We start from the raw sequence: 18,591 nt of genomic DNA, 5'->3' as shown, positions 1-18,591 counted from the left end.
GGAATCATCCAGCATTGATACGGGGCGCGAGGCTCTGCGAGAAAACGGGAAAAACATGCAAAACGGGTACGAGATTATTCAGTCCTATCTCAAGACGTTGGACAGCTCGCCCGGGGTGTACCGGATGCTCGATGATCAGTCTCGCGTGCTCTATGTTGGCAAGGCGCGCAACCTACGGGCGCGGGTTTCGAACTACTCGAGACCAACCGGCCATTCCCGCCGGATTGAGCGGATGATCTCGGAAACCAAGACGATGATGTTCTTGACCACTCGGACCGAGACCGAGGCGCTTTTGCTTGAACAAAACCTGATCAAGCAGCTGAAACCCAAGTTCAATGTTCTGCTGCGTGACGACAAAAGTTTTCCCAATATCGTGGTGACAGATCACGAATACCCGATGATCAAGAAACACCGCGGGGCCAAGAAAGAGAGCGGCCAGTATTTTGGTCCCTTTGCCAGCGCCGGGGCGGTGAACAGGGTGTTGAACCAGTTGCAGCGCGGCTTTCAGCTTCGCAATTGTACGGATGCGATGTTTTCGACCCGCACGCGGCCTTGTCTGCAATATCAAATCAAACGCTGTACCGCACCCTGTGTCGGCAAGATCACCCCGGAAGAATACAACGCCAGCGTCAAGGATGCGGCGCGGTTCTTGCAGGGCAAGTCAACGGAAATTCAGGAGACCCTAGCGGCGCAGATGCAAGAAGCCTCGGACGAGATGGAGTTTGAGCGCGCAGCGGCGCTTCGTGATCGGATCAAGGCGCTGACACAGGTGCAGACAGCGCAGGGGATCAACCCGCGCACCGTGCCCGAGGCGGATGTCATTGCGCTTCATCTGGAAAAGGGACAGGCCTGTGTGCAGGTGTTTTTCATCCGGGCCAACCAGAACTGGGGCAACAAGGATTTCTATCCGCGGGTCGGCGAAGACGTGGAACCCGCCGAAATCCTCGAAGCCTTTATGGGCCAGTTTTACGATCAAAAAGACCCGGCGCGGTTGATCCTATTGAACCATGGCATCGACAACGAGGACCTGATGCAAGAGGCGCTTAGCGACAAGCTTGGCCGAAAGGTTGAGATCGCGGTGCCGCAGCGGGGTGAAAAGGCCGAGTTGGTGGATGGGGCGGCGCGCAATGCCCGCGAAAGCCTTGCACGCAAGATGTCGGAAACCGCAACACAGGCCAAGCTTTTGCGCGGAGTGGCCGAAGCCTTTGGGTTGGACGGCCCGCCGCAGCGCATCGAGGTCTATGACAACAGCCACATACAAGGGACCAATGCAGTTGGCGGTATGATTGTCGCCGGACCGGACGGGTTCATGAAAAACCAATACCGCAAATTTAACATCAAGGGCGAAGACTTGGTGCCGGGTGATGACTTTGGCATGATGAAAGAGGTGCTAACCCGCCGATTCACACGCCTATTGAAAGAAGACCCGGATCGCAGCAAAGGCCTTTGGCCGGACCTGTTGTTGATTGACGGCGGGGCCGGTCAGGTGTCGGCGGTCGCTGAAATTCAGCGCGAATACAATGTCGAAGATGTGCCGATGGTTGGGGTCGCCAAGGGCGTTGATCGTGACCATGGTAAGGAAGAGTTCCACCGAGTGGGCGCGCGACCCTTTGCGCTTCGACACAATGATCCGATCCTGTACTTTGTCCAACGCATGCGCGATGAGGCGCACCGCTTTGCCATTGGGACCCATAGGGCCAAACGCGCCAAGGCGCAGCTTGCCAATCCGTTGGATGAAGTTCCCGGTGTTGGGGCGGCGCGCAAACGGTCACTGTTGGCGCATTTCGGATCGGCTAAGGCGGTGACACGGGCCAATCTGGCGGATTTGAAGGCTGTAGATGGGGTCAGTGAGGCGCTGGCCGAAAAGATCTACGACTTCTTTCATGAGAAAGGCTAGCGGCGACGTGCGTGAGGGGGCGCTGCCCCCGTCTGCGTTGCATAATCCTCAGGGATAGTTGGGGAAAAAAGACGCGTGCCGGGGTCTTAGAGGAGTGTCGAGAGAATGGTGCGCGGCGCGTCGGGAATGGGGGTTGGTTTGCCGCTTTGATCCACCAGAACCTGAGCGAAGAAGCCTTGGGCCGCCGCGGTGGCGGCTCCGGCGCGAAACAGGCCAATATCCATGCGATAAGAGCTATTGCCGAGATGACCAAGACGGAGACCGGCCTCTAGTTGATCTGGGAAACCGATTTCCTCAAAATAGTGACAGCCATTTTCCACGACAAGAAAACGCAGCGCCTCGGGGCCACGAATGGCGAGGCCATTTTGGAGTTGCCACAGGCTTAGCGCCGTATCAAACAGCGACATGTAGGTGGCGTTGTTCATGTGGCCGTATTCGTCATTGTCCGCCCAGCGGGTCTGGAGCGGGACAAAGGCGCGGAATTGCTCGCGCAGCAACGGGGTGGGTCGGCTCATCCGCGACGTATCAGGTTAAAGGCCGCTGATGCCCCCCAGCCCGCAGCGATGGCAATGGCCAAGGACATCAACCCGTAAAGAAGCGGTTGTTGACGCGACATGGTATAGAGCCAGCGTTCCAATCCAACCTTGCGCACGTCAATTTCGGTTTCATAAACAGAAATGACCTCTTTGTTGCGTGTCAGGAACACGCGGGTTTTGTAGGAGCCTTCGGTTAAGTTGGCCGGCAAGGAGATGGCAGTGTCAAACAGGGTTTGTTCCCGTAGATTTACCTCGAAATCGCGCTGTTGGTATTTGTGCTCAGAGGTTCGGATACGGGTCAAAGCTTCGGTAAAGCGCCGGGGATCCGCCGCAGCGACGTCGACGGCGCGGATGGCGCGTTCGACCGAGATTTTGTGGCGCAAATCTTCGACTTCGCTAATGACCACGGGCCATTCTTGAGACGTAGCGACGGCATAAAAACTTGGGGCGCTGTCGATTTCGACCGCTTCCGTGTTAACCCAAATGCCAAAGCGGCGATCTTTCTTGCGGACGGTCACGGGCTGGGATGGCCCGGCGACTGTGATGATCACATGAAGCGGTTCGTCTGGGATTGCCTCTTCTCGTTTGACCGCGCCGTAGATCAGGATTTCGGAACCGTCGAAATCGGCCGAAATGGCAATTTCATCCTTGCTGAGGCCAAGAACAACTTCTTCGGCCTTAGCGGGCAAGGCGAAGAGCAACAGGAATGCCAGCAGGATGCGCATCAATGACCTCCTGCCGCGCCGAGGCTGAACAATTCGCCTGGCATGATCAAAAGATCGAGCGCCAGTTTGAGGCAAACGCCGATCACCATCAGCGCCAGGAGGATACGCAATTGTTCGGCCTTGAGCTTGGCCCCGATTACAGCACCAAATTGCGCACCGATGACGCCGCCAACCAAGAGCAGAACGGCCAGAACAATATCGACGGTAAAGTTTGTGGTGGCGTGCAATAGGGTGGTGAACGCGGTCACAAAGATGATCTGGAACAGGGATGTTCCGACAACCACTTTGGTTGGCATTCCCAGTAGGTAAATCATCGCCGGAACCATGATAAAGCCACCGCCAACACCCATGATCGCGGCCAGAATACCGACGCAGACGCCAACGATCAGCGGTGGGATAACCGAGATATACAGGCCCGAGGTGCGAAACCGCATCTTGAAGGGCAGCCCGTGAATCCAGTTGTGTTTCTTGCGCTTAGGAACCACGCCAGCTTTGGTTTTGCGAATGGCGTTCAGGCTTTCGATGAACATCAGCCCGCCAATGATGCCAAGGAAGACAACATAGCAAAGCTTGACCAGCAAATCGACTTGGCCGACGCTTTTGAGGTAGTTAAAGACCACAACACCCAGTGCTGCCCCGGCGAGACCGCCGATGAGCAGCACCGTGCCCATTCGGAGATCCACCGTCTTTCGCCTGAAATGCGCGAGCACGCCGGAAAACGACGAGGCGACGATTTGGTTGGCTTCTGTGGCAACGGCAACCGCGGGCGGAATGCCGATAAAGAACAAAAGCGGGGTCATCAAAAACCCGCCCCCGACGCCGAACATGCCCGAGAGTACACCCACGAGCCCGCCCAGCCCCAAAAGGAGGAACGCATTGACCGATACTTCGGCGATAGGAAGGTAGACCTGCATAGTCTTTCCTAGCGTCATACACAGGTTTTATGCAAGTGCAGCGACGCGGGTTTACAGTTGGATATACAAAAGCATCACAACTGGACCGGAAATTGCCACAGTATTGGGACGTCGCACCAAGCGCGCGATAGAGTCCGACCCAACAGGTCGCAATTGTTGCCAGCAAAAGCCCGTTGGCTCGATGCCGTGTCCTAGGTGGCACCTGAGACCATACAAAAGCCTATGCTGGACGGCTCCGCGGCGCAGTGCTTCGATGCCGGGCTATTCCAAACATGGGCCCCAGCAGGGGTAAGACAGCAATATGGATTGCGCGATTCGTAGCGGCGTTGGAGGAGTCGTCCGTGGGTGGCAGGGGCGATCTTGGCTGTGAAAACCCCGCCGATCTGGTTCTCAAACACGGGCTAGAGAAACAAGGCAACCAAATTGTTTAGGGTCTGGCCTCTAAAGGCTAGGCCAATCTTCGGAAACTGGTCCATGGCGGAGATAAACTCAAATCCGATGGCAAGAGTGACAATCGAAGTTGCCATGCGACAGCCGATATTTGCAGGATCGGGTTCTAGCGCAATTCTAGCCACCGGAAAAGTCGACAGGTGTCTGCAAAAGAAACGCCCCCGCAAAGGTCGAACGCTTTGCGGGGGCTGGACTTTGGCGGTGGCGCGCGTGTTTAACGCTCTTTGACGTAGGGCTCGCCGCCGGCGCGGGGGGGGATGGCTTTGCCAACAAACCCGGCAAGGATCACAACCGTTAGGATGTAGGGCAGGGCCTCCATCATCTGAACCGGGATGACAACGCCGCCCAAGTCAATATTCTGGAACCGCAAGGCGACCGCCTGAAGGAAGCCAAACAGAAGGCAGGCCATCAAGGCGTACCAAGGGCGCCATTTCGCAAAGATCAGAGCCGCCAAGGCGATGTAGCCGCGACCGGCGGTCATTTCCTTGACGAACCCGGCCTGAAGCGAGGTCGCGAGATACGCCCCGGCGATCCCACAAAGCACGCCACAGATCATCACCGCCGCATAACGCAGCCCGATGACCGAGACGCCAGCGGTGTCAACCGCATCAGGGGCCTCGCCCACAGCGCGAAGGCGCAGGCCAAAACGGGTGCGGAACAACACGAACCAGGTGATCGGCACCATAAGGAAGGCGATATAGGCAAGCGCCGAATTGCCCGAGATCAGGTCCGAGTAGATCGGCCCAAGCAGGGGAACATCGCGCAAGGCGTCAGCAAAGGGCAGGGTGATTTCTTGGAACCGCTGCTCTTCTGGGATGGTTGGGGTGCGCCCGCCTTGTTTGAACCAGCTTTGGGCAATCAAGACGGTGAGACCAGAGGCAAGGAAGTTCAGAGCCACCCCGGAGATCAGCTGATTACCACGAAAGGTGATCGAGGCAAGGCCGTGGATAAGGGAGAGCGCCAGCGACGCAGCGATCCCGGCCAAGAGACCAATCCAGACACTGCCGGTGGTAAAGGTGATCGCCGCTGAGAAGAACGCCGAAATCAGCATCTTGCCCTCAAGTCCGATGTCGAAAATACCGGCGCGTTCGCTAAACAACCCGGCCAAACAGGCCAACAAAAGCGGAGTCGACAGGCGGATTGAGCTATCGAGCACTTGGACAATGGTATCGATATCCATCATGCGTCTCCCTTACGGATGCTCAGGAACAGTTTTTCAAGCGGCATGCGCACCATATTATCGAGCGCCCCGGTGAACAGGATCACCAGCGCCTGAATCACGATGATCAGCTGTTGCGGAATGTTGGTCCAAAAGGCCAGTTCCGAACCGCCCTGATACATGAAGCCAAACAGCAGCGCCGCCAAGAGGATGCCAACCGGATGTGACCGGCCCATCAAGGCCACGGCGATGCCGATAAACCCGGCCCCTTCGGTGGCGTTGAGCACCAGACGCTCGGCCTCGCCCATGGTGGTGTTCAGCGCCATCATGCCCGCCAATCCGCCAGAGATCAGCATCGAGACGATGGTGATCTTGACCGGCGAGATGCCCGCGTATTTGGCACCGGTTTCCGAATGACCAAAGGCGCGGATTTCATAGCCCAAACGGGTGCGCCAGATCAGGAAGTAAACCGCGACACAGGCCGCCAAAGCGACGAAAAACGTCACATTGGCCGGGGCGTTGCGGAACATCACCGTGTCAGCGGTTGAAAACATGCTTTGGAAGGTCGGCAGGAACGTTGCCTCGGGGAATTTGGCAGTGGCCGGGTCCATCGAGCCCTGGGGGCGCAACACGTTGACCAGAATGTAGTTCAGCAGTGAAAAGGCGATAAAGTTGAACATGATCGTGGTGATAACGATGTGGCTGCCGCGTTTGGCCTGAAGATAGGCCGGGATATAGGCCCAAGCCGCGCCGAACAGCGCCGAAATCGCCGCCGCGCCAAAGAGCGCCAGCGTCCAATGCGGCCATGGCACATAGAGACAGACCAGCGCCACGCCAAGACCACCCATCATCGCCTGACCTTCGCCTCCGATGTTGAACATGCGGGCGTGAAAGGCGACGGCAACCGCCAGCCCGGTAAAGATAAAGTTGGTGGCGTAATAGAGCGTATAGCCGATCCCGCGCGAGGTGCTGAGCGCCTCTTTGACCATGATCCTAAAGGCCTCGACCGGGTTTTCCCCGATGGCGAGGATGACCAGCGCCGAAATCGCCGCAGCCAAGAGGATCGAGATGAGGGGAACAAGGACCGCATCGGCCCAGGCGGGCATCTTATCCATTGGTCAGCTCCTTGGTATTGGTCACACCGGCCATGAGTAGGCCCAATTCGGTCTGATCGGTTTCGGACGGTAAGCGTTCGCCCATGATCTGGCCGTCAAACATCACCGCAATCCGATCAGACAGCGACATGATTTCATCAAGCTCGACCGAGACCAGCAAGATCGCCTTGCCCGCATCGCGCAGTTGCACAATCTGTTGGTGGATGAATTCGATCGCGCCGATATCAACGCCGCGCGTCGGTTGGCCGATCAACAGCAGGTCGGGGTTGCGTTCGATTTCACGGGCCAGCACGATCTTTTGTTGGTTGCCGCCAGAGAAGTCTTTGGCGTTGAGCCATGGGTGCGGCGGGCGCACGTCAAAGCGGTCCATTTTGGCTTGGGCTTCGGCTTTGATGGCTTTGTTATCCATCAAGAATCCGTTGCCGGTTTCGGGGCCACGATGATAGCCGAACACCGTGTTTTCCCAAGCGGAATAATCAAGGATCAGCCCTTCGTGGTGGCGGTCTTCGGGAACGTGGCCGATGCCACGGGCGCGGCGCGATTGGCCGTCGGAATGCTTGCCGGTTAGGTCTAGCTCTTCGCCATTCATGCGGATGTTGCCGGTCGCATAACCGTAGCCGCCCAAGACCCGCATCAATTCCGATTGACCGTTGCCGGATACCCCGGCGATGCCGACAATCTCACCGGCGCGCACATTGAGCGAAATGCCTTTGAGGCGCTCCACCCCGGCCTCGTCGATATGGCGGAGGTTTTCGACCTCGAGCACCGGCTTGCCGGGTTTGGCGGGGACTTTGTCGACCCGTAGCAATACTTTACGGCCCACCATCAGCTCGGCAAGCTCTTCTGGGCTGGTTTCGGATGTCTTGACGGTCGCGGTCATTTCACCGCGCCGCATCACCGATACCGTATCGGTGATCTCCATGATTTCACGCAGTTTATGGGTGATCAGGATGATCGTCTTACCCTCTTTGCGAAGGCCTTCGAGAATGCGGAACAGGTGATCGGCCTCGGCCGGGGTCAACACCCCGGTGGGCTCATCCAAAATCAGAATGTCGGCTTCGCGATAAAGCGCCTTGAGGATCTCAACCCGCTGTTGGTGACCCACCGAGAGGTCTTCGATCAAGGCTTCGGGATCAACCTGAAGCTCGTATTCCTCGGCAAGATGCTTGAGAACGCCGCGTGCCTTGCGCAGGCTGGGTTGGAGCATAGCGCCATCTTCGGCCCCGAGGATGACATTTTCCAAAACGCTAAAGTTTTGCACCAGTTTAAAGTGCTGAAACACCATGCCAATCCCGGCGGCAATCGCGGCCTGACTGTCTGGGATTTCGGTCGCTTTTCCGTTGATGAAAATCTCGCCGCTGTCGGCTTTGTAAAACCCGTACAGGATCGACATCAGCGTGGATTTCCCAGCGCCGTTTTCACCGATGATCCCGTGGATCGTGCCCGGCATCACCCGGATCGAGATATCCTTGTTGGCCTGAACAGGGCCAAAGGCTTTGGATATGCCTTTAAGTTCGATGGCTGCGGTTTCGGTCATCCGTCCTCCACGAGAGCATGTCTTTGTTTGTCGCCGAATGGGGCCAAAGCCCGGTGGCGTTTTTTTGCTCAAAGCATATTTGTTTTGCTTTGTGGCACATGAGTCAAGGCCAAGCGCATTGGAAAAGGCTGGATTTCGTAACGAAATCTTCATGGCTCGCCAGACGGTTGCACAAGCAGGTCACAGAACGGGCCATTTGGAAACAAAAAGGCCGCGCCAAGTCAGGCGCGGCCTAAAGTAAAGCCTAATCCAGTTGGATTAGAATTTCAGAACGGGGCAGCTGTCGTCCGACGAATAGTCGTGCACTTTGAGCTCACCGGCGATGATTTGATCGCGGGCCGCGTCAACGGCGGCTTTCATTTCATCGGTCACCAAGGGGGCGTTGTGCTCGTCAAGAGCGTATCCAACACCTTCTTCGGCCAAACCAAAGACTTTAACGGTGCCGGTTTCGAGATCAGCACCAGCTGTCATCGAATCGAACACAGCCACGTCGACGCGCTTGAGCATCGAGGTCAGAACCTGACCGGGGTGCATGTGGTTTTGGTTGCTGTCAACGCCGACCGATAGGATGTTTTCTTTGGCTGCGGTTTGCAGAACACCGATGCCAGTGCCGCCTGCCGCTGCATAGATCACGTCCGCGCCTTGGCTGATCTGTGCACGCGCCAGCTCAGAGCCTTTTACCGGGTCATTCCATGCGGCAGGGGTGGTGCCGGTCATGTTGGACACAACGGTCGCATCGGGGTTGGCGGCCATAACACCTTGGGCATAGCCACAGGCGAATTTGCGGATCAATGGGATGTCCATACCGCCAATAAAGCCAACAGTTTTCGATTCGGACGCCATGCCGGCCATCATGCCAACAAGGTACGAACCTTCGTGCTCGGAGAACAGGATCGACACAACATTCGGGTGCTTGGCAGGGTCGACCCAGCCGTCAATGGTGACGAACTTGGTGTCTGGATAATCCGCCGCAACCGCGTCGATCGACCCAGCGATGGCAAAGCCGGTGGTGACAACAGGGTTGAAACCCGCTTCGGCGAAACGGCGCAGGGCCTGCTCGCGCTGGGCTTCGGACTGAATTTCGATGTCTTTGTACGACCCGCCGGTTTCCTTGGCCCAACGCTCTGCGCCGCCAAAGGCCGCTTCGTTGAAGGATTTGTCGAACTTACCGCCCAGATCATAGATCAGCGCCGGGTCAGCCAGAGCTGCGCCAGCGGACAGTGCCAGAGCTGCGGCCGAGCCGAGAATTGTTTTCATGAAAGTCATGTGTTGCTCCCAGGTGTGAACGACGGACAGAGTCGCCGTTTCGTTTGTGATAGGCAATAAAGACGCAAGCCACGCGCAGCGGTCAACCGGAATCTTGGAATTCAGGGGGTTTAGGGGCAATTCCGCTAGGTCAGCGCACAGCGCATAACCACCGCGTCCTCGGCCGGGGCATTGATGCGCGTATAATACCCTTTTCGACGGCCAACTTCTTGGAAATCAAAGCTTTTGTAAAGTTTCAGCGCAGCGGTGTTTCCCGAGGCGACCTCAAGGAAAACCGTGTCGATACCAAGTGTCGAAAAATTTGACCAAAGGGTCCGAAAAAGCCCGGATGCGATGCCTTGGCGGCGGTGATCTGGGCTTACGGCAATGGTTAGAACCTCTGCCTCGGGGGCAATGCAGCTGGCAAGGACAAAGCCGTTGTCAGTGATCGCAGACACGACATCGGCCCGGTTCAAAAGCGTTGTAATTTCAGATTCGTCCCAAGGGCGGTCGGGAAAACAGCGCGCATAAAGCGCGGTCATGTCCGCGGGTGCCATGGCCGGGTGTGTTTTGGTGGGGGAGGTCACGCAGGCGGGTCCGCTAAAATAACCGGTGGCGCGTTGCGTGAGGGGGCGGCATCGGCTGGGCGCAAGTAAAGCGGGGCCGGGGGCGTTAGGGTGGTGTTATGCATGTTAAGCATGGCTTGACGCGCAATGGCTTCGGCCATTGGGTATTTCGCGGCCAACACCCGGCCACCGGTGCGCTTGGCGATCTCATCGGACTGTGCGCCAATTACTGCGGCTTCGGCCTTGGGGTTTGGCAGTACAAGTGTATCCATATCACAGAGCGTGGCGGCGCTCCCGCTGGTGTCATTCAACGTTTGTACATAAAGCCGGTCGCGCGGGGCGGCGACGCTACAGACAACCGGGCCGTCGATGCCAAGCGCCATGGCCTGAAACTGTGACACACCGATGGCAGGAATATCCAACGCCAAAGCCAAGCCACGGGCGGCAGATACAGAAATGCGGATGCCGGTGAAATTGCCGGGGCCGATACCAACGCCGATGGCGTTCAGGTCGGACAATTCCATGTCACCAGCGGCCAAAACCTCTTGGATCAGGGGCATGATGCGTTCGGCCTGACCACGGGCCATGTCTTGGGTTTGAGAGGCGACAAGCGTGTCACCGCGCAGCAAAGCGGCAGTGCAATGAGGGCCGGAGGTGTCGAAACCGAGGATCAGAGGCGCATGTGTCATGGCGTGTCTGTGCCGCGAGTGGGTCCAGAAGACAAGCCAGAAGACAAGAGTGTCACCCGCGCCGAGGCGTCGGATTTTGGCAAATCGTCGGTAAGATGCAGCCAATCGAGCCGCGATCCAAAATGCGAATGGTGCTGGGGAGGAAGCGTGTCAGGGTGATCAAACAGGCCGACGGGGATATAGATTTGATCAGGCAGATAGTCGAAACGCGCCGCCAAGGGCGAGCCGCAATCAGGGCAGTTGGCCCGCGTGACGCCCGCGACGCTGGACTTCCAAATCAAATCGGGGGTGAAGCGAACGGCGTTTGGTGACATGGCTGCAAAAGCCGAGAGCGGCGCACCCGACCAACGCCGACAATCGCCACAATGACAATAGGCCACCGTCAAAGGTGGCCCATCGGCGTGCATCAAAGTTTTGCCGCAATAACAGCGGCCTGACAGGGTGTCAGACGGCAACAGGGCGGACCTCGGTCACCTCGGGGATGTAGTGGCGCAGCAGGTTTTCGATCCCCATTTTCAACGTCAAAGTGGACGATGGGCAACCGGCACAAGCCCCTTGCATATGCAGGTAAACAACGCCGCGATCAAAGCCGTGGAAGGTGATATCGCCACCATCCTGAGCCACAGCAGGGCGGACGCGGCTATCGAGCAATTCTTTGATTTGACCAACGATTTCGCCATCTTCACCGTCATGATCGGCGTGGCCACCGGCCTGGGTTGCGCCATCAGACATCACCGGCTGACCGCTTTGGAAATGCTCCATGATCGCACCAAGGATCGACGGTTTCAGATGATCCCAGTCGATGTCGTCGTTTTTGGTCACGGTGACAAAGTCGTTGCCAAAGAAAACACCGGTCACGCCGTCCACCGAAAACAAGCGCTGTGCCAAAGGTGACCCGCTGGCCGCCTCTGAACTTGGAAAATCAGCCGTCCCCATTTCAAGCACGGTCAGGCCGGGCAGGAATTTCAACGTGGCGGGGTTTGGTGTGGATTCGGTCTGGATGAACATCTGGGACACGCCTTTTCTGGTCTGTGCGGAATATGCGCACGCGACGGGCAAAGGTCAAGGTTTAGAATTATTCTAAGGTTTAGGCGGTCGCTGCAAGGGCGCGCAACCGGGCGCGGATGTATTTGGCCGCAGACCGGTAATGTGACGGCCCGGCGGCCTCGGCCCAGCGGCCAGTTGTCCATTTGTTATTACCGCCTTGCATCGGCCCACCATAAAGCGCGTCGTTGTCCAAGGTGTCGATCATCTCCAATAGAGTTTGATGGTGGGCATCGAGACTGGCTTTGGCGTCGTCCCAGCTCAGATCATGTTGCGATGCGCGCAAATCGGCGTTGTAGCGTTTCAACTCACTCCAATTGTAGCCGGGGGCAGGGATCTCGGCCTGTTGTCCAGATTGCCCGGTCTCGTACCAGCATAAAAACAGAGTGATCCAATGGGCACGATGGGCGATGGTGTCTTTGATTGTTGTGCCGTCGGCCTCTGGATCGGGCAACATAGCAACGCTCTCTTCGAGAGGGGTGATTAGCTTTTGCAGTTTCGCAAATTCTTTTTCCGCAATAGCGCGCAATTCGGTTTTAGAGGTAGCGGGCATGTCGGCTTCCTTTCCGGGCTAGGGTACCCGGAACGAGGCAACATCACCTTGATCTGCCTCATCGAAAACGCGGGCCAAGCTCGCTGGGATCAACACCCTCCAACCGCCAATACGCCTCGGCCTCAGGTCCGATTTTGGCAAGGGTCCGGGTGAGGTCAACAGGCGAGACAACCCGGTGCAACGCATAGGACACCGCTTCGATCGCGTTGTCGGGGGCCATATTGTGATGCTTGCGCAAATCGCGTGTTTCGCGAAGATAAACATCAGGCGAGGCCCAAAGGGCGGGCGGTTCCACCTGCCAGTTTTGGACGAAAAGCGCGCGTAGAGTGGTGGGTAGGATTTGGGCGAAATCCAACCCTTGTTGCACCGTCAAGCGTTTGCGAAAACTGCGAAACACCCCTTCTGTGACCGTATAGGTGACGTTGTCCGACGGGGTGCCAAGCCTGTCCTTGGCGTCATCCAAAAACCCACGCCATTCCTTGGCGGCATGGCGATAGCTCCACGGCATCGGCATCTTAGGTGATGGCTTCCAGCCGCTCTTTGGACATGTCGCCCGGCACAACGGTTATCGGGATCGGCAGGCCGGAACTGTTGCGCATCAATTGGGTGATAATCGGGCCAGGTCCCTTTTTGTCGGTTGCCGCCCCAAGGACGAGAACCCCGATTTCGCCGTCCGATGTTACATGGGCGATGATCTCAGGAACCGCATCGCCTTCGCGAATGACAAGTTCGGGATCAACACCTTGTTTGTCGCGCATCCATTTCGCAAAGACTTCGAAATGGGCGTGAATCCGTTCGCGGGCTTCTTCTTTCATTACGGCACCAACGCCGATCCAATGATTGAATTCATCCGGTGGAATCACAGACAGAATCGCAACACCGCCACCGGTATTGGCCGCCCGCATCGCAGCAAACCGCATGGCGTTTAGGCATTCACGGCTGTCATCCAAGACAACAAGAAACTTGCGCATGATACACTCCCTATCGTGGCAATCATGCCTGTGGACACGACAACTGGCAAGCGGTCACAATGCAATCTGCATCAAGGGGAGCATTCGGCCCGCAATGACGGTTGAGGCAACCGACCCAATACGAACCGCCCCCATATGCGCATAAAATGCCTCGGCTCCCGGATCGGAGTCGATGGTCATAGTCTTGACTTTGGCATGGCGCGCCTGAGCAATGGCCCAAAGCAGCAAGGCGCGGCCCGCGCCGCTTCTGATGGCGTCGGGGTCAACGAAAAGCTTGTCGAGCTGCGCGGCCCCTTGATCAATCGTCACGGTGGCGACACCGATAAACCCCGCGCCCTTGCGGATTACGGCGGTTCGGGCCCCAAGATCGGCGTGGGTGACGGTTAGCTCTTCGCGACATGCGTCAAGGAAATCGGCGCCATATCCCCAATAGGCTTTGGAGCGCAGGCAGAGGTCAGACAGCGCGGCAAGCTCTTGATCCGAGGCCGAAAGCAGCCGTTCCGGCGTCATGTCGATGCGGCCCAATCCCAGTACATGTCACGCACACGGCGGGTGATTGGTCCAACTTGATAGCTGTCATCTTCGATGCCGGTCACCGGAGTGACTTTGTTCATGTTGCCGGACAAAAACACCTCATCCGCAGCTTTGAAATCGTCAAAGCCAAGAACCGTTTCATGTACGATGACACCATCGGCGCGCAGGTTGCTCATGTGGCGGGCGCGGGTGATTCCGGCCAAAAACGTGCCATTGGCGACCGGGGTGAACACCTCGCCGTCTTTGACCATAAACACGTTGGCGGTTGCGGTTTCGGCGACATTGCCGAGGGCATCGGCGACCAAGGCATTGCCAAACCCACGGGCGCGAACTTCGGCTAACATGCGGGCATTGTTGGGATAAAGGCATCCGGCCTTGGCATTTACCACCGCGCTTTCCAGAACGGGACGACGGAAACGTGTATAGCCCAGCGTGGTTGACGCGGTTTCCGGGGCCATGGGGATCTCTTCTAGGCTGATGGCAAAACCGGTGTCGTCACCGCTTGGCACAATTGCCGTCGCATCACCGTGAATCCCCCAATACATTGGTCGGATATAGACCGCGGCCCCGGGGGCAAATCCTTTGAGACCTTCTTGGACCAGCGCGACCATGTCCTCTGTTGTCACCGTCGGGGTGAGCATCAAGGCCGTCGCAGACCGGTTTGTCCGCGCGCAATGAGGTTCCAGATCTGGCGTCAACCCATTGACCATACGCGCGCCATCAAACACGGTTGTGCCCAACCATGCGCCATGATCCGCCGCGCGCATAATCATTGCGTCACCGTCGTGCCATTGGCCGTCATAGTAGGTGCGAATTGTCTTGCCGATTGCCATGTCTGGTCCTCCGTTGTTGGCGCACGCTATGACCAGCGCGCGCCAAGGTCCAGTGCTGACCGAGAGGCTTTTGATCAAACTTCGTGATGCTTTGCTTCTGACATGAGTTTCTCGAGATCCAAGGGCGCGTTTGTCATGGTCAATGTGCCCTGTGCATCCCTTGGCCAATCGGATTGCGGGCGATCCCGATAGATTTCGATACCATTGCCATCGGGGTCTTCGAAGTAGATGGCTTCGGACACGCCATGATCTGCGGCCCCAAGGATCGGCACACCGGATGTCACCACCTGCAAAAGCGTTTGCGCCAAGGCCTGCCGGTCAGGGTATAGAAACGCCACATGGTATAATCCGGGGGCGCGTGGGTCCGGTGTCGGACCGTCCTTGCTATGCCAGGTGTTCAGGCCAATGTGATGGTGATAACCACCCGCCGACAAAAACGCGGCTTGGGTGCCGGATTTTTGTGTGACGTCAAAGCCAAGAACGTCGCGATAAAAGCGGATCGATTGGTTGAGGTCGGTGACCTTGAGGTGGACATGGCCGATACGGGTTTCTGGATGGGTTTTCATGCAAAATCTCCTTGTCCAACATGTGATGAATGTGCGTAAAAGTTACCACTCCATAGATTTGCACGGGATTGGTGCGCGAACCTTGGGTGCGCAGGTGTCTGGTGCGCTATGGGCGTCACGCGGGGCGTATAGGAAACGGTTTCGGCGCAAATCACTGCGAAGGTGTCGGGAATGGCTCACTCATTCGGGGGTGAAAATGGTCTAGACTGCGTCCAAGACCAAAGGAAAACGCGCATGTCCAATACGATCCGATTCACCCTTGATGGCACCGAAGTTGAGGCTGAACAAGGAATGACCATTTGGGAAGTGGCCAATGGCCGGGGCCTGAAAATCCCGCATCTGTGCCACAAACCCGCCCCCGGTTATCGCCCCGACGGCAATTGTCGGGCCTGTATGGTTGAGATCGAGGGTGAGCGGACGCTTGCGGCCTCCTGTATTCGCGAACCCAGCGACGGCATGGTTGTGACAACCAACAATGCCCGCGCGGAAAACGCCCGCAAGATGGTGATGGAACTGCTGCTTGCCGATCAGCCTGAGCGCGACGCGGCGCATGACAAGTCCAGCCACCTTTGGGACATGGCCGAGGAGAACGGTGTTGAAGACAGCCGTTTTCCAACCATCGAGCCCGAGCGGATTCCGCTTTTGGATGACAGCCATGTGGCGATGCGGGTCAATCTGGACGCCTGTATTCAATGCGGGTTGTGCGTGCGTGCCTGTCGCGAGGTGCAAGTAAATGACGTGATCGGAATGGCCGGGCGTGGACATGACGCATATCCGACCTTTGACATGGCCGATCCGATGGGGGCGTCAAGCTGTGTGGCCTGTGGGGAATGTGTTCAGGCCTGTCCAACCGGGGCGTTGATGCCATCGACGGTTTTGGATGCGCAAGAAGTCGGCGACAGCAAAGATTTCGATAGCGAAACCGAGAGCGTTTGCCCCTTCTGCGGCGTGGGTTGCAAGGTCTCGCTCAAGGTCAAAGATGGCAAAGTCAAATACGTTGAGGGCATCAATGGTCCGGCGAATGAGGGGCGTCTGTGCGTCAAAGGGCGGTTTGGGTTCGACTATATCCACCATCCGCACCGATTAACCAAACCCTTGATCCGACGTGAAGACGCCCCGGCCAAAGGGTTGAACGTTGATCCCGGCGATCTTTCGACACATTTCCGCGAAGCCAGCTGGGATGAGGCATTGGACTTTGCGGCCAAAGGGTTGACCGGTCTGCGTGAGGCCCATGGTGGCCGCGCAGTGGCGGGTTTTGGCAGCGCCAAATGTACGAATGAAGAAGCCTATCTGTTCCAGAAATTCATCCGTCAGGGGTTCAAACATAACAACGTCGATCACTGTACGCGGTTGTGCCACGCGTCATCGGTCTCGGCGTTGATTGAAAACGTCGGTTCGGGCGCGGTCACCGCGACCTTTAACGAGATCGAAAATGCCGATGTGGCGATTATCATCGGGGCCAACCCGATTGAAAACCATCCGGTCGCCGCGACCTATTTCAAGCAGTTCACCAAACGCGGTGGCAAACTGATCGTGATGGATCCGCGCGGGGTTGGTATGCGTCGCTTTGCCGATGAGATGTTGCAATTCCGGCCCGGTGCCGATGTGTCGATGCTCAACGCGATCATGCATGTGATCGTCGAAGAAGAGCTTTACGATCGCGCTTATATCGAAAAATTCACCGAGAATTGGGAGGCCGAAAAGCAACATCTTGCGCAATTCACCCCCGAAGCGATGTCGGAAATCTGTGGAATTGAGCCAGAGCAGTTGCGCCGGGTAGCGCGGACCTTTGCCGGGGCCAAGGCGGGGCTGATTTTCTGGGGCATGGGGGTGTCACAGCATATTCACGGCACAGATAATTCGCGTTGCTTGATTTCGCTGGCTTTGATGACCGGCAATGTTGGCAAACCGGGTGCGGGGTTGCACCCGCTGCGGGGGCAAAACAACGTGCAAGGCGCGTCAGATGCGGGGCTTATCCCGATGTTCTTGCCGGATTATCAGAGCGTCACAGACGACGGCATTCGCCAAGCGTTCACGGATGTTTGGGACAGCGACGATTTCAGCAATGAAAAAGGTCTGACCGTTACCGAGATCGTCGACGAGGTTTATGCGGGCAATATCAAGGGCATGTATATTCAGGGTGAAAACCCGGCCATGTCCGACCCGGATGTGGAACATGCCCGCGACGCCTTTGCCAAGCTTGAGTGCATGGTCGTGCAGGATATTTTCCTAACCGAAACAGCGAATTATGCGGATGTGATCCTGCCTGCCTCGGCGCTCTATGAGAAGAATGGCACGGTTTCGAATACAAACCGGCAGGTGCAACGGGTTCGCCCGGCGGTGCCGCCCCCCGGAGAGGCGCGTGAAGATTGGGCCGTAACGGTTGAATTGGCACAGCGCTGTGGGTTGAACTGGGCGTATTCGGATGTCAGCGAGGTTTTCGCTGAGATGAAGCTCAATATGGCGTCGCTCGATAATATCACTTGGGAGCGGTTGAAAACTGAGACGATCACCTATCCGTCGTTGCACGAAACAGACCCGGGTCAACCGATTGTCTTTGGGGATGGGTTCCCGCGTACCGATGGCAGGGCACGGTTTACTCCTGCGTCCGTCGTTGCGCCCGACGAGGCCCCGGATGCGGAATTCCCAATGATCATGACCACGGGCCGCCAGTTGGAGCATTGGCATACCGGGTCGATGACGCGCCGGTCCAAGGTCTTGGATGCGGTTGAGCCGGAAGCGAATTGTTCTTTGCATCCCAAGACGCTGCGGGCGCTTGGGGTTGAGGCCGGGGATATGATCAAGCTGACCACGCGGCGTGGGTCGATTGAGATCATGGCGCGGGCGGATCGGGCAATTGCGGAGGATATGGTTTTTGTGCCCTTCGCCTATGTCGAGGCGGCGGCGAATGTGTTGACCAATCCGGCGATTGACCCCTATGGCAAGATCCCGGAGTTCAAGTTTTCGGCCGTGAGAGTTGAAGCGATGACGAAAATCGCTGCGGAATAGGGCGGTCGGGGGTGACGTGCGTGCGATGCACGACACCCCACCCACCATCCCGACGGGCGATGCGTTTAGGTGTGAGATTCGCCGAATGTCTTTGTGGTGCAGATGGTTTTGCACGCCTTGTGTGGTTCCAAGCGTTGTGCGTTCCCAGCTCCTTCGGCCGCGTTGGGACGCCCGCTGAGAAAGCTGCCTGACGCGGCATCCCAACAAACATCCCAGTCATTGCGAAAATATTTTGGGCCTGCGACAAA

General features: G+C 57.3%; 19 protein-coding genes. 2 read left to right on the top strand and 17 right to left on the bottom strand.

Annotated features, from left to right (window positions below):
* Positions 1-55 precede the first annotated feature (55 nt).
* On the top strand, positions 56-1,897 hold the full coding sequence (uvrC, locus tag AC5EFR_RS17205; RefSeq protein WP_493577018.1) for an excinuclease ABC subunit UvrC: 1,842 nt from the start codon (positions 56-58) through the stop codon (positions 1,895-1,897).
* Positions 1,898-1,983: 86 nt separating this feature from the next.
* Here the strand turns inward: uvrC and AC5EFR_RS17200 are convergent, their stop codons facing one another.
* The 17 genes from AC5EFR_RS17200 to AC5EFR_RS17120 form a co-directional block, all read right to left on the bottom strand.
* Positions 1,984-2,412: an acyl-CoA thioesterase gene (locus AC5EFR_RS17200; RefSeq protein ID WP_493576992.1), complete on the bottom strand. Its 429-nt coding sequence runs from the start codon at positions 2,410-2,412 to the stop codon at positions 1,984-1,986.
* Positions 2,409-3,161, bottom strand: coding sequence for a TIGR02186 family protein (locus AC5EFR_RS17195; RefSeq protein ID WP_493576991.1), 753 nt, complete (start codon positions 3,159-3,161; stop codon positions 2,409-2,411). Before AC5EFR_RS17195 ends, AC5EFR_RS17200 begins: the two co-directional genes overlap by 4 nt.
* Positions 3,158-4,072 (bottom strand): sulfite exporter TauE/SafE family protein, encoded by a 915-nt coding sequence (locus tag AC5EFR_RS17190; RefSeq protein ID WP_493576990.1) that lies wholly within the window; start codon positions 4,070-4,072, stop codon positions 3,158-3,160. The genes AC5EFR_RS17195 and AC5EFR_RS17190 overlap by 4 nt, the downstream gene beginning before the upstream one ends.
* 664 nt (positions 4,073-4,736) lie before the next feature.
* Positions 4,737-5,702 carry an ABC transporter permease gene (locus AC5EFR_RS17185; RefSeq protein ID WP_493577017.1) on the bottom strand — a complete coding sequence of 322 codons (966 nt, stop codon included), beginning with the start codon at positions 5,700-5,702 and terminating at the stop codon, positions 4,737-4,739.
* The gene (locus tag AC5EFR_RS17180; RefSeq protein WP_299929424.1) at positions 5,702-6,796 is read right to left on the bottom strand and encodes an ABC transporter permease; all 1,095 of its coding nucleotides are present in this window, start codon (positions 6,794-6,796) and stop codon (positions 5,702-5,704) included. The genes AC5EFR_RS17185 and AC5EFR_RS17180 overlap by 1 nt, the downstream gene beginning before the upstream one ends.
* Positions 6,789-8,333 (bottom strand): ABC transporter ATP-binding protein, encoded by a 1,545-nt coding sequence (locus tag AC5EFR_RS17175; protein ID WP_493576989.1) that lies wholly within the window; start codon positions 8,331-8,333, stop codon positions 6,789-6,791. Before AC5EFR_RS17175 ends, AC5EFR_RS17180 begins: the two co-directional genes overlap by 8 nt.
* Before the next feature lie 258 nt (positions 8,334-8,591).
* Positions 8,592-9,599: a BMP family lipoprotein gene (locus AC5EFR_RS17170; protein WP_493576988.1), complete on the bottom strand. Its 1,008-nt coding sequence runs from the start codon at positions 9,597-9,599 to the stop codon at positions 8,592-8,594.
* Between the two features lie 125 nt (positions 9,600-9,724).
* Positions 9,725-10,135: a GNAT family N-acetyltransferase gene (locus AC5EFR_RS17165; RefSeq protein WP_493576987.1), complete on the bottom strand. Its 411-nt coding sequence runs from the start codon at positions 10,133-10,135 to the stop codon at positions 9,725-9,727.
* 26 nt (positions 10,136-10,161) lie between these two features.
* Positions 10,162-10,833, bottom strand: a complete 672-nt coding sequence (gene tsaB / locus AC5EFR_RS17160) for a tRNA (adenosine(37)-N6)-threonylcarbamoyltransferase complex dimerization subunit type 1 TsaB (RefSeq protein ID WP_493576986.1) — start codon at positions 10,831-10,833, stop codon at positions 10,162-10,164.
* Positions 10,830-11,288: a GFA family protein gene (locus AC5EFR_RS17155; protein ID WP_493576985.1), complete on the bottom strand. Its 459-nt coding sequence runs from the start codon at positions 11,286-11,288 to the stop codon at positions 10,830-10,832. Before AC5EFR_RS17155 ends, tsaB begins: the two co-directional genes overlap by 4 nt.
* Positions 11,278-11,841 (bottom strand): NifU family protein, encoded by a 564-nt coding sequence (locus AC5EFR_RS17150; protein WP_493576984.1) that lies wholly within the window; start codon positions 11,839-11,841, stop codon positions 11,278-11,280. Before AC5EFR_RS17150 ends, AC5EFR_RS17155 begins: the two co-directional genes overlap by 11 nt.
* 79 nt (positions 11,842-11,920) lie before the next feature.
* On the bottom strand, positions 11,921-12,430 hold the full coding sequence (locus AC5EFR_RS17145) for a ClbS/DfsB family four-helix bundle protein (protein WP_493576983.1): 510 nt from the start codon (positions 12,428-12,430) through the stop codon (positions 11,921-11,923).
* A 58-nt stretch (positions 12,431-12,488) separates the two neighbouring features.
* A complete protein-coding gene (locus AC5EFR_RS17140; protein WP_493576982.1) occupies positions 12,489-12,944 on the bottom strand; it encodes a DUF2267 domain-containing protein in 456 nt (151 codons plus the stop codon).
* Position 12,945: 1 nt separating this feature from the next.
* Entirely contained in the window at positions 12,946-13,401 is a 456-nt protein-coding gene (locus AC5EFR_RS17135) for a universal stress protein (RefSeq protein ID WP_493576981.1), read from the bottom strand.
* A 54-nt stretch (positions 13,402-13,455) separates the two neighbouring features.
* Positions 13,456-13,911, bottom strand: coding sequence for a GNAT family N-acetyltransferase (locus tag AC5EFR_RS17130; RefSeq protein WP_493576980.1), 456 nt, complete (start codon positions 13,909-13,911; stop codon positions 13,456-13,458).
* Positions 13,908-14,768 carry a branched-chain amino acid aminotransferase gene (locus AC5EFR_RS17125; RefSeq protein WP_493576979.1) on the bottom strand — a complete coding sequence of 287 codons (861 nt, stop codon included), beginning with the start codon at positions 14,766-14,768 and terminating at the stop codon, positions 13,908-13,910. The genes AC5EFR_RS17130 and AC5EFR_RS17125 overlap by 4 nt, the downstream gene beginning before the upstream one ends.
* A 74-nt stretch (positions 14,769-14,842) precedes the next feature.
* Positions 14,843-15,334, bottom strand: coding sequence for a VOC family protein (locus tag AC5EFR_RS17120; RefSeq protein WP_493576978.1), 492 nt, complete (start codon positions 15,332-15,334; stop codon positions 14,843-14,845).
* A 234-nt stretch (positions 15,335-15,568) separates the two neighbouring features.
* Here AC5EFR_RS17120 and fdhF point away from each other — a divergent pair, with 234 nt between their 5' ends.
* Entirely contained in the window at positions 15,569-18,343 is a 2,775-nt protein-coding gene (gene fdhF, locus AC5EFR_RS17115; RefSeq protein ID WP_493576977.1) for a formate dehydrogenase subunit alpha, read from the top strand.
* The last annotated feature ends 248 nt before the right edge of the window (positions 18,344-18,591 follow it).

This window comes from Pelagimonas sp., from assembly GCF_058892305.1.
The sequence above is the reverse complement of the archived record's forward strand: the minus strand, read 5'-3'. Positions and strand labels throughout refer to the sequence as shown.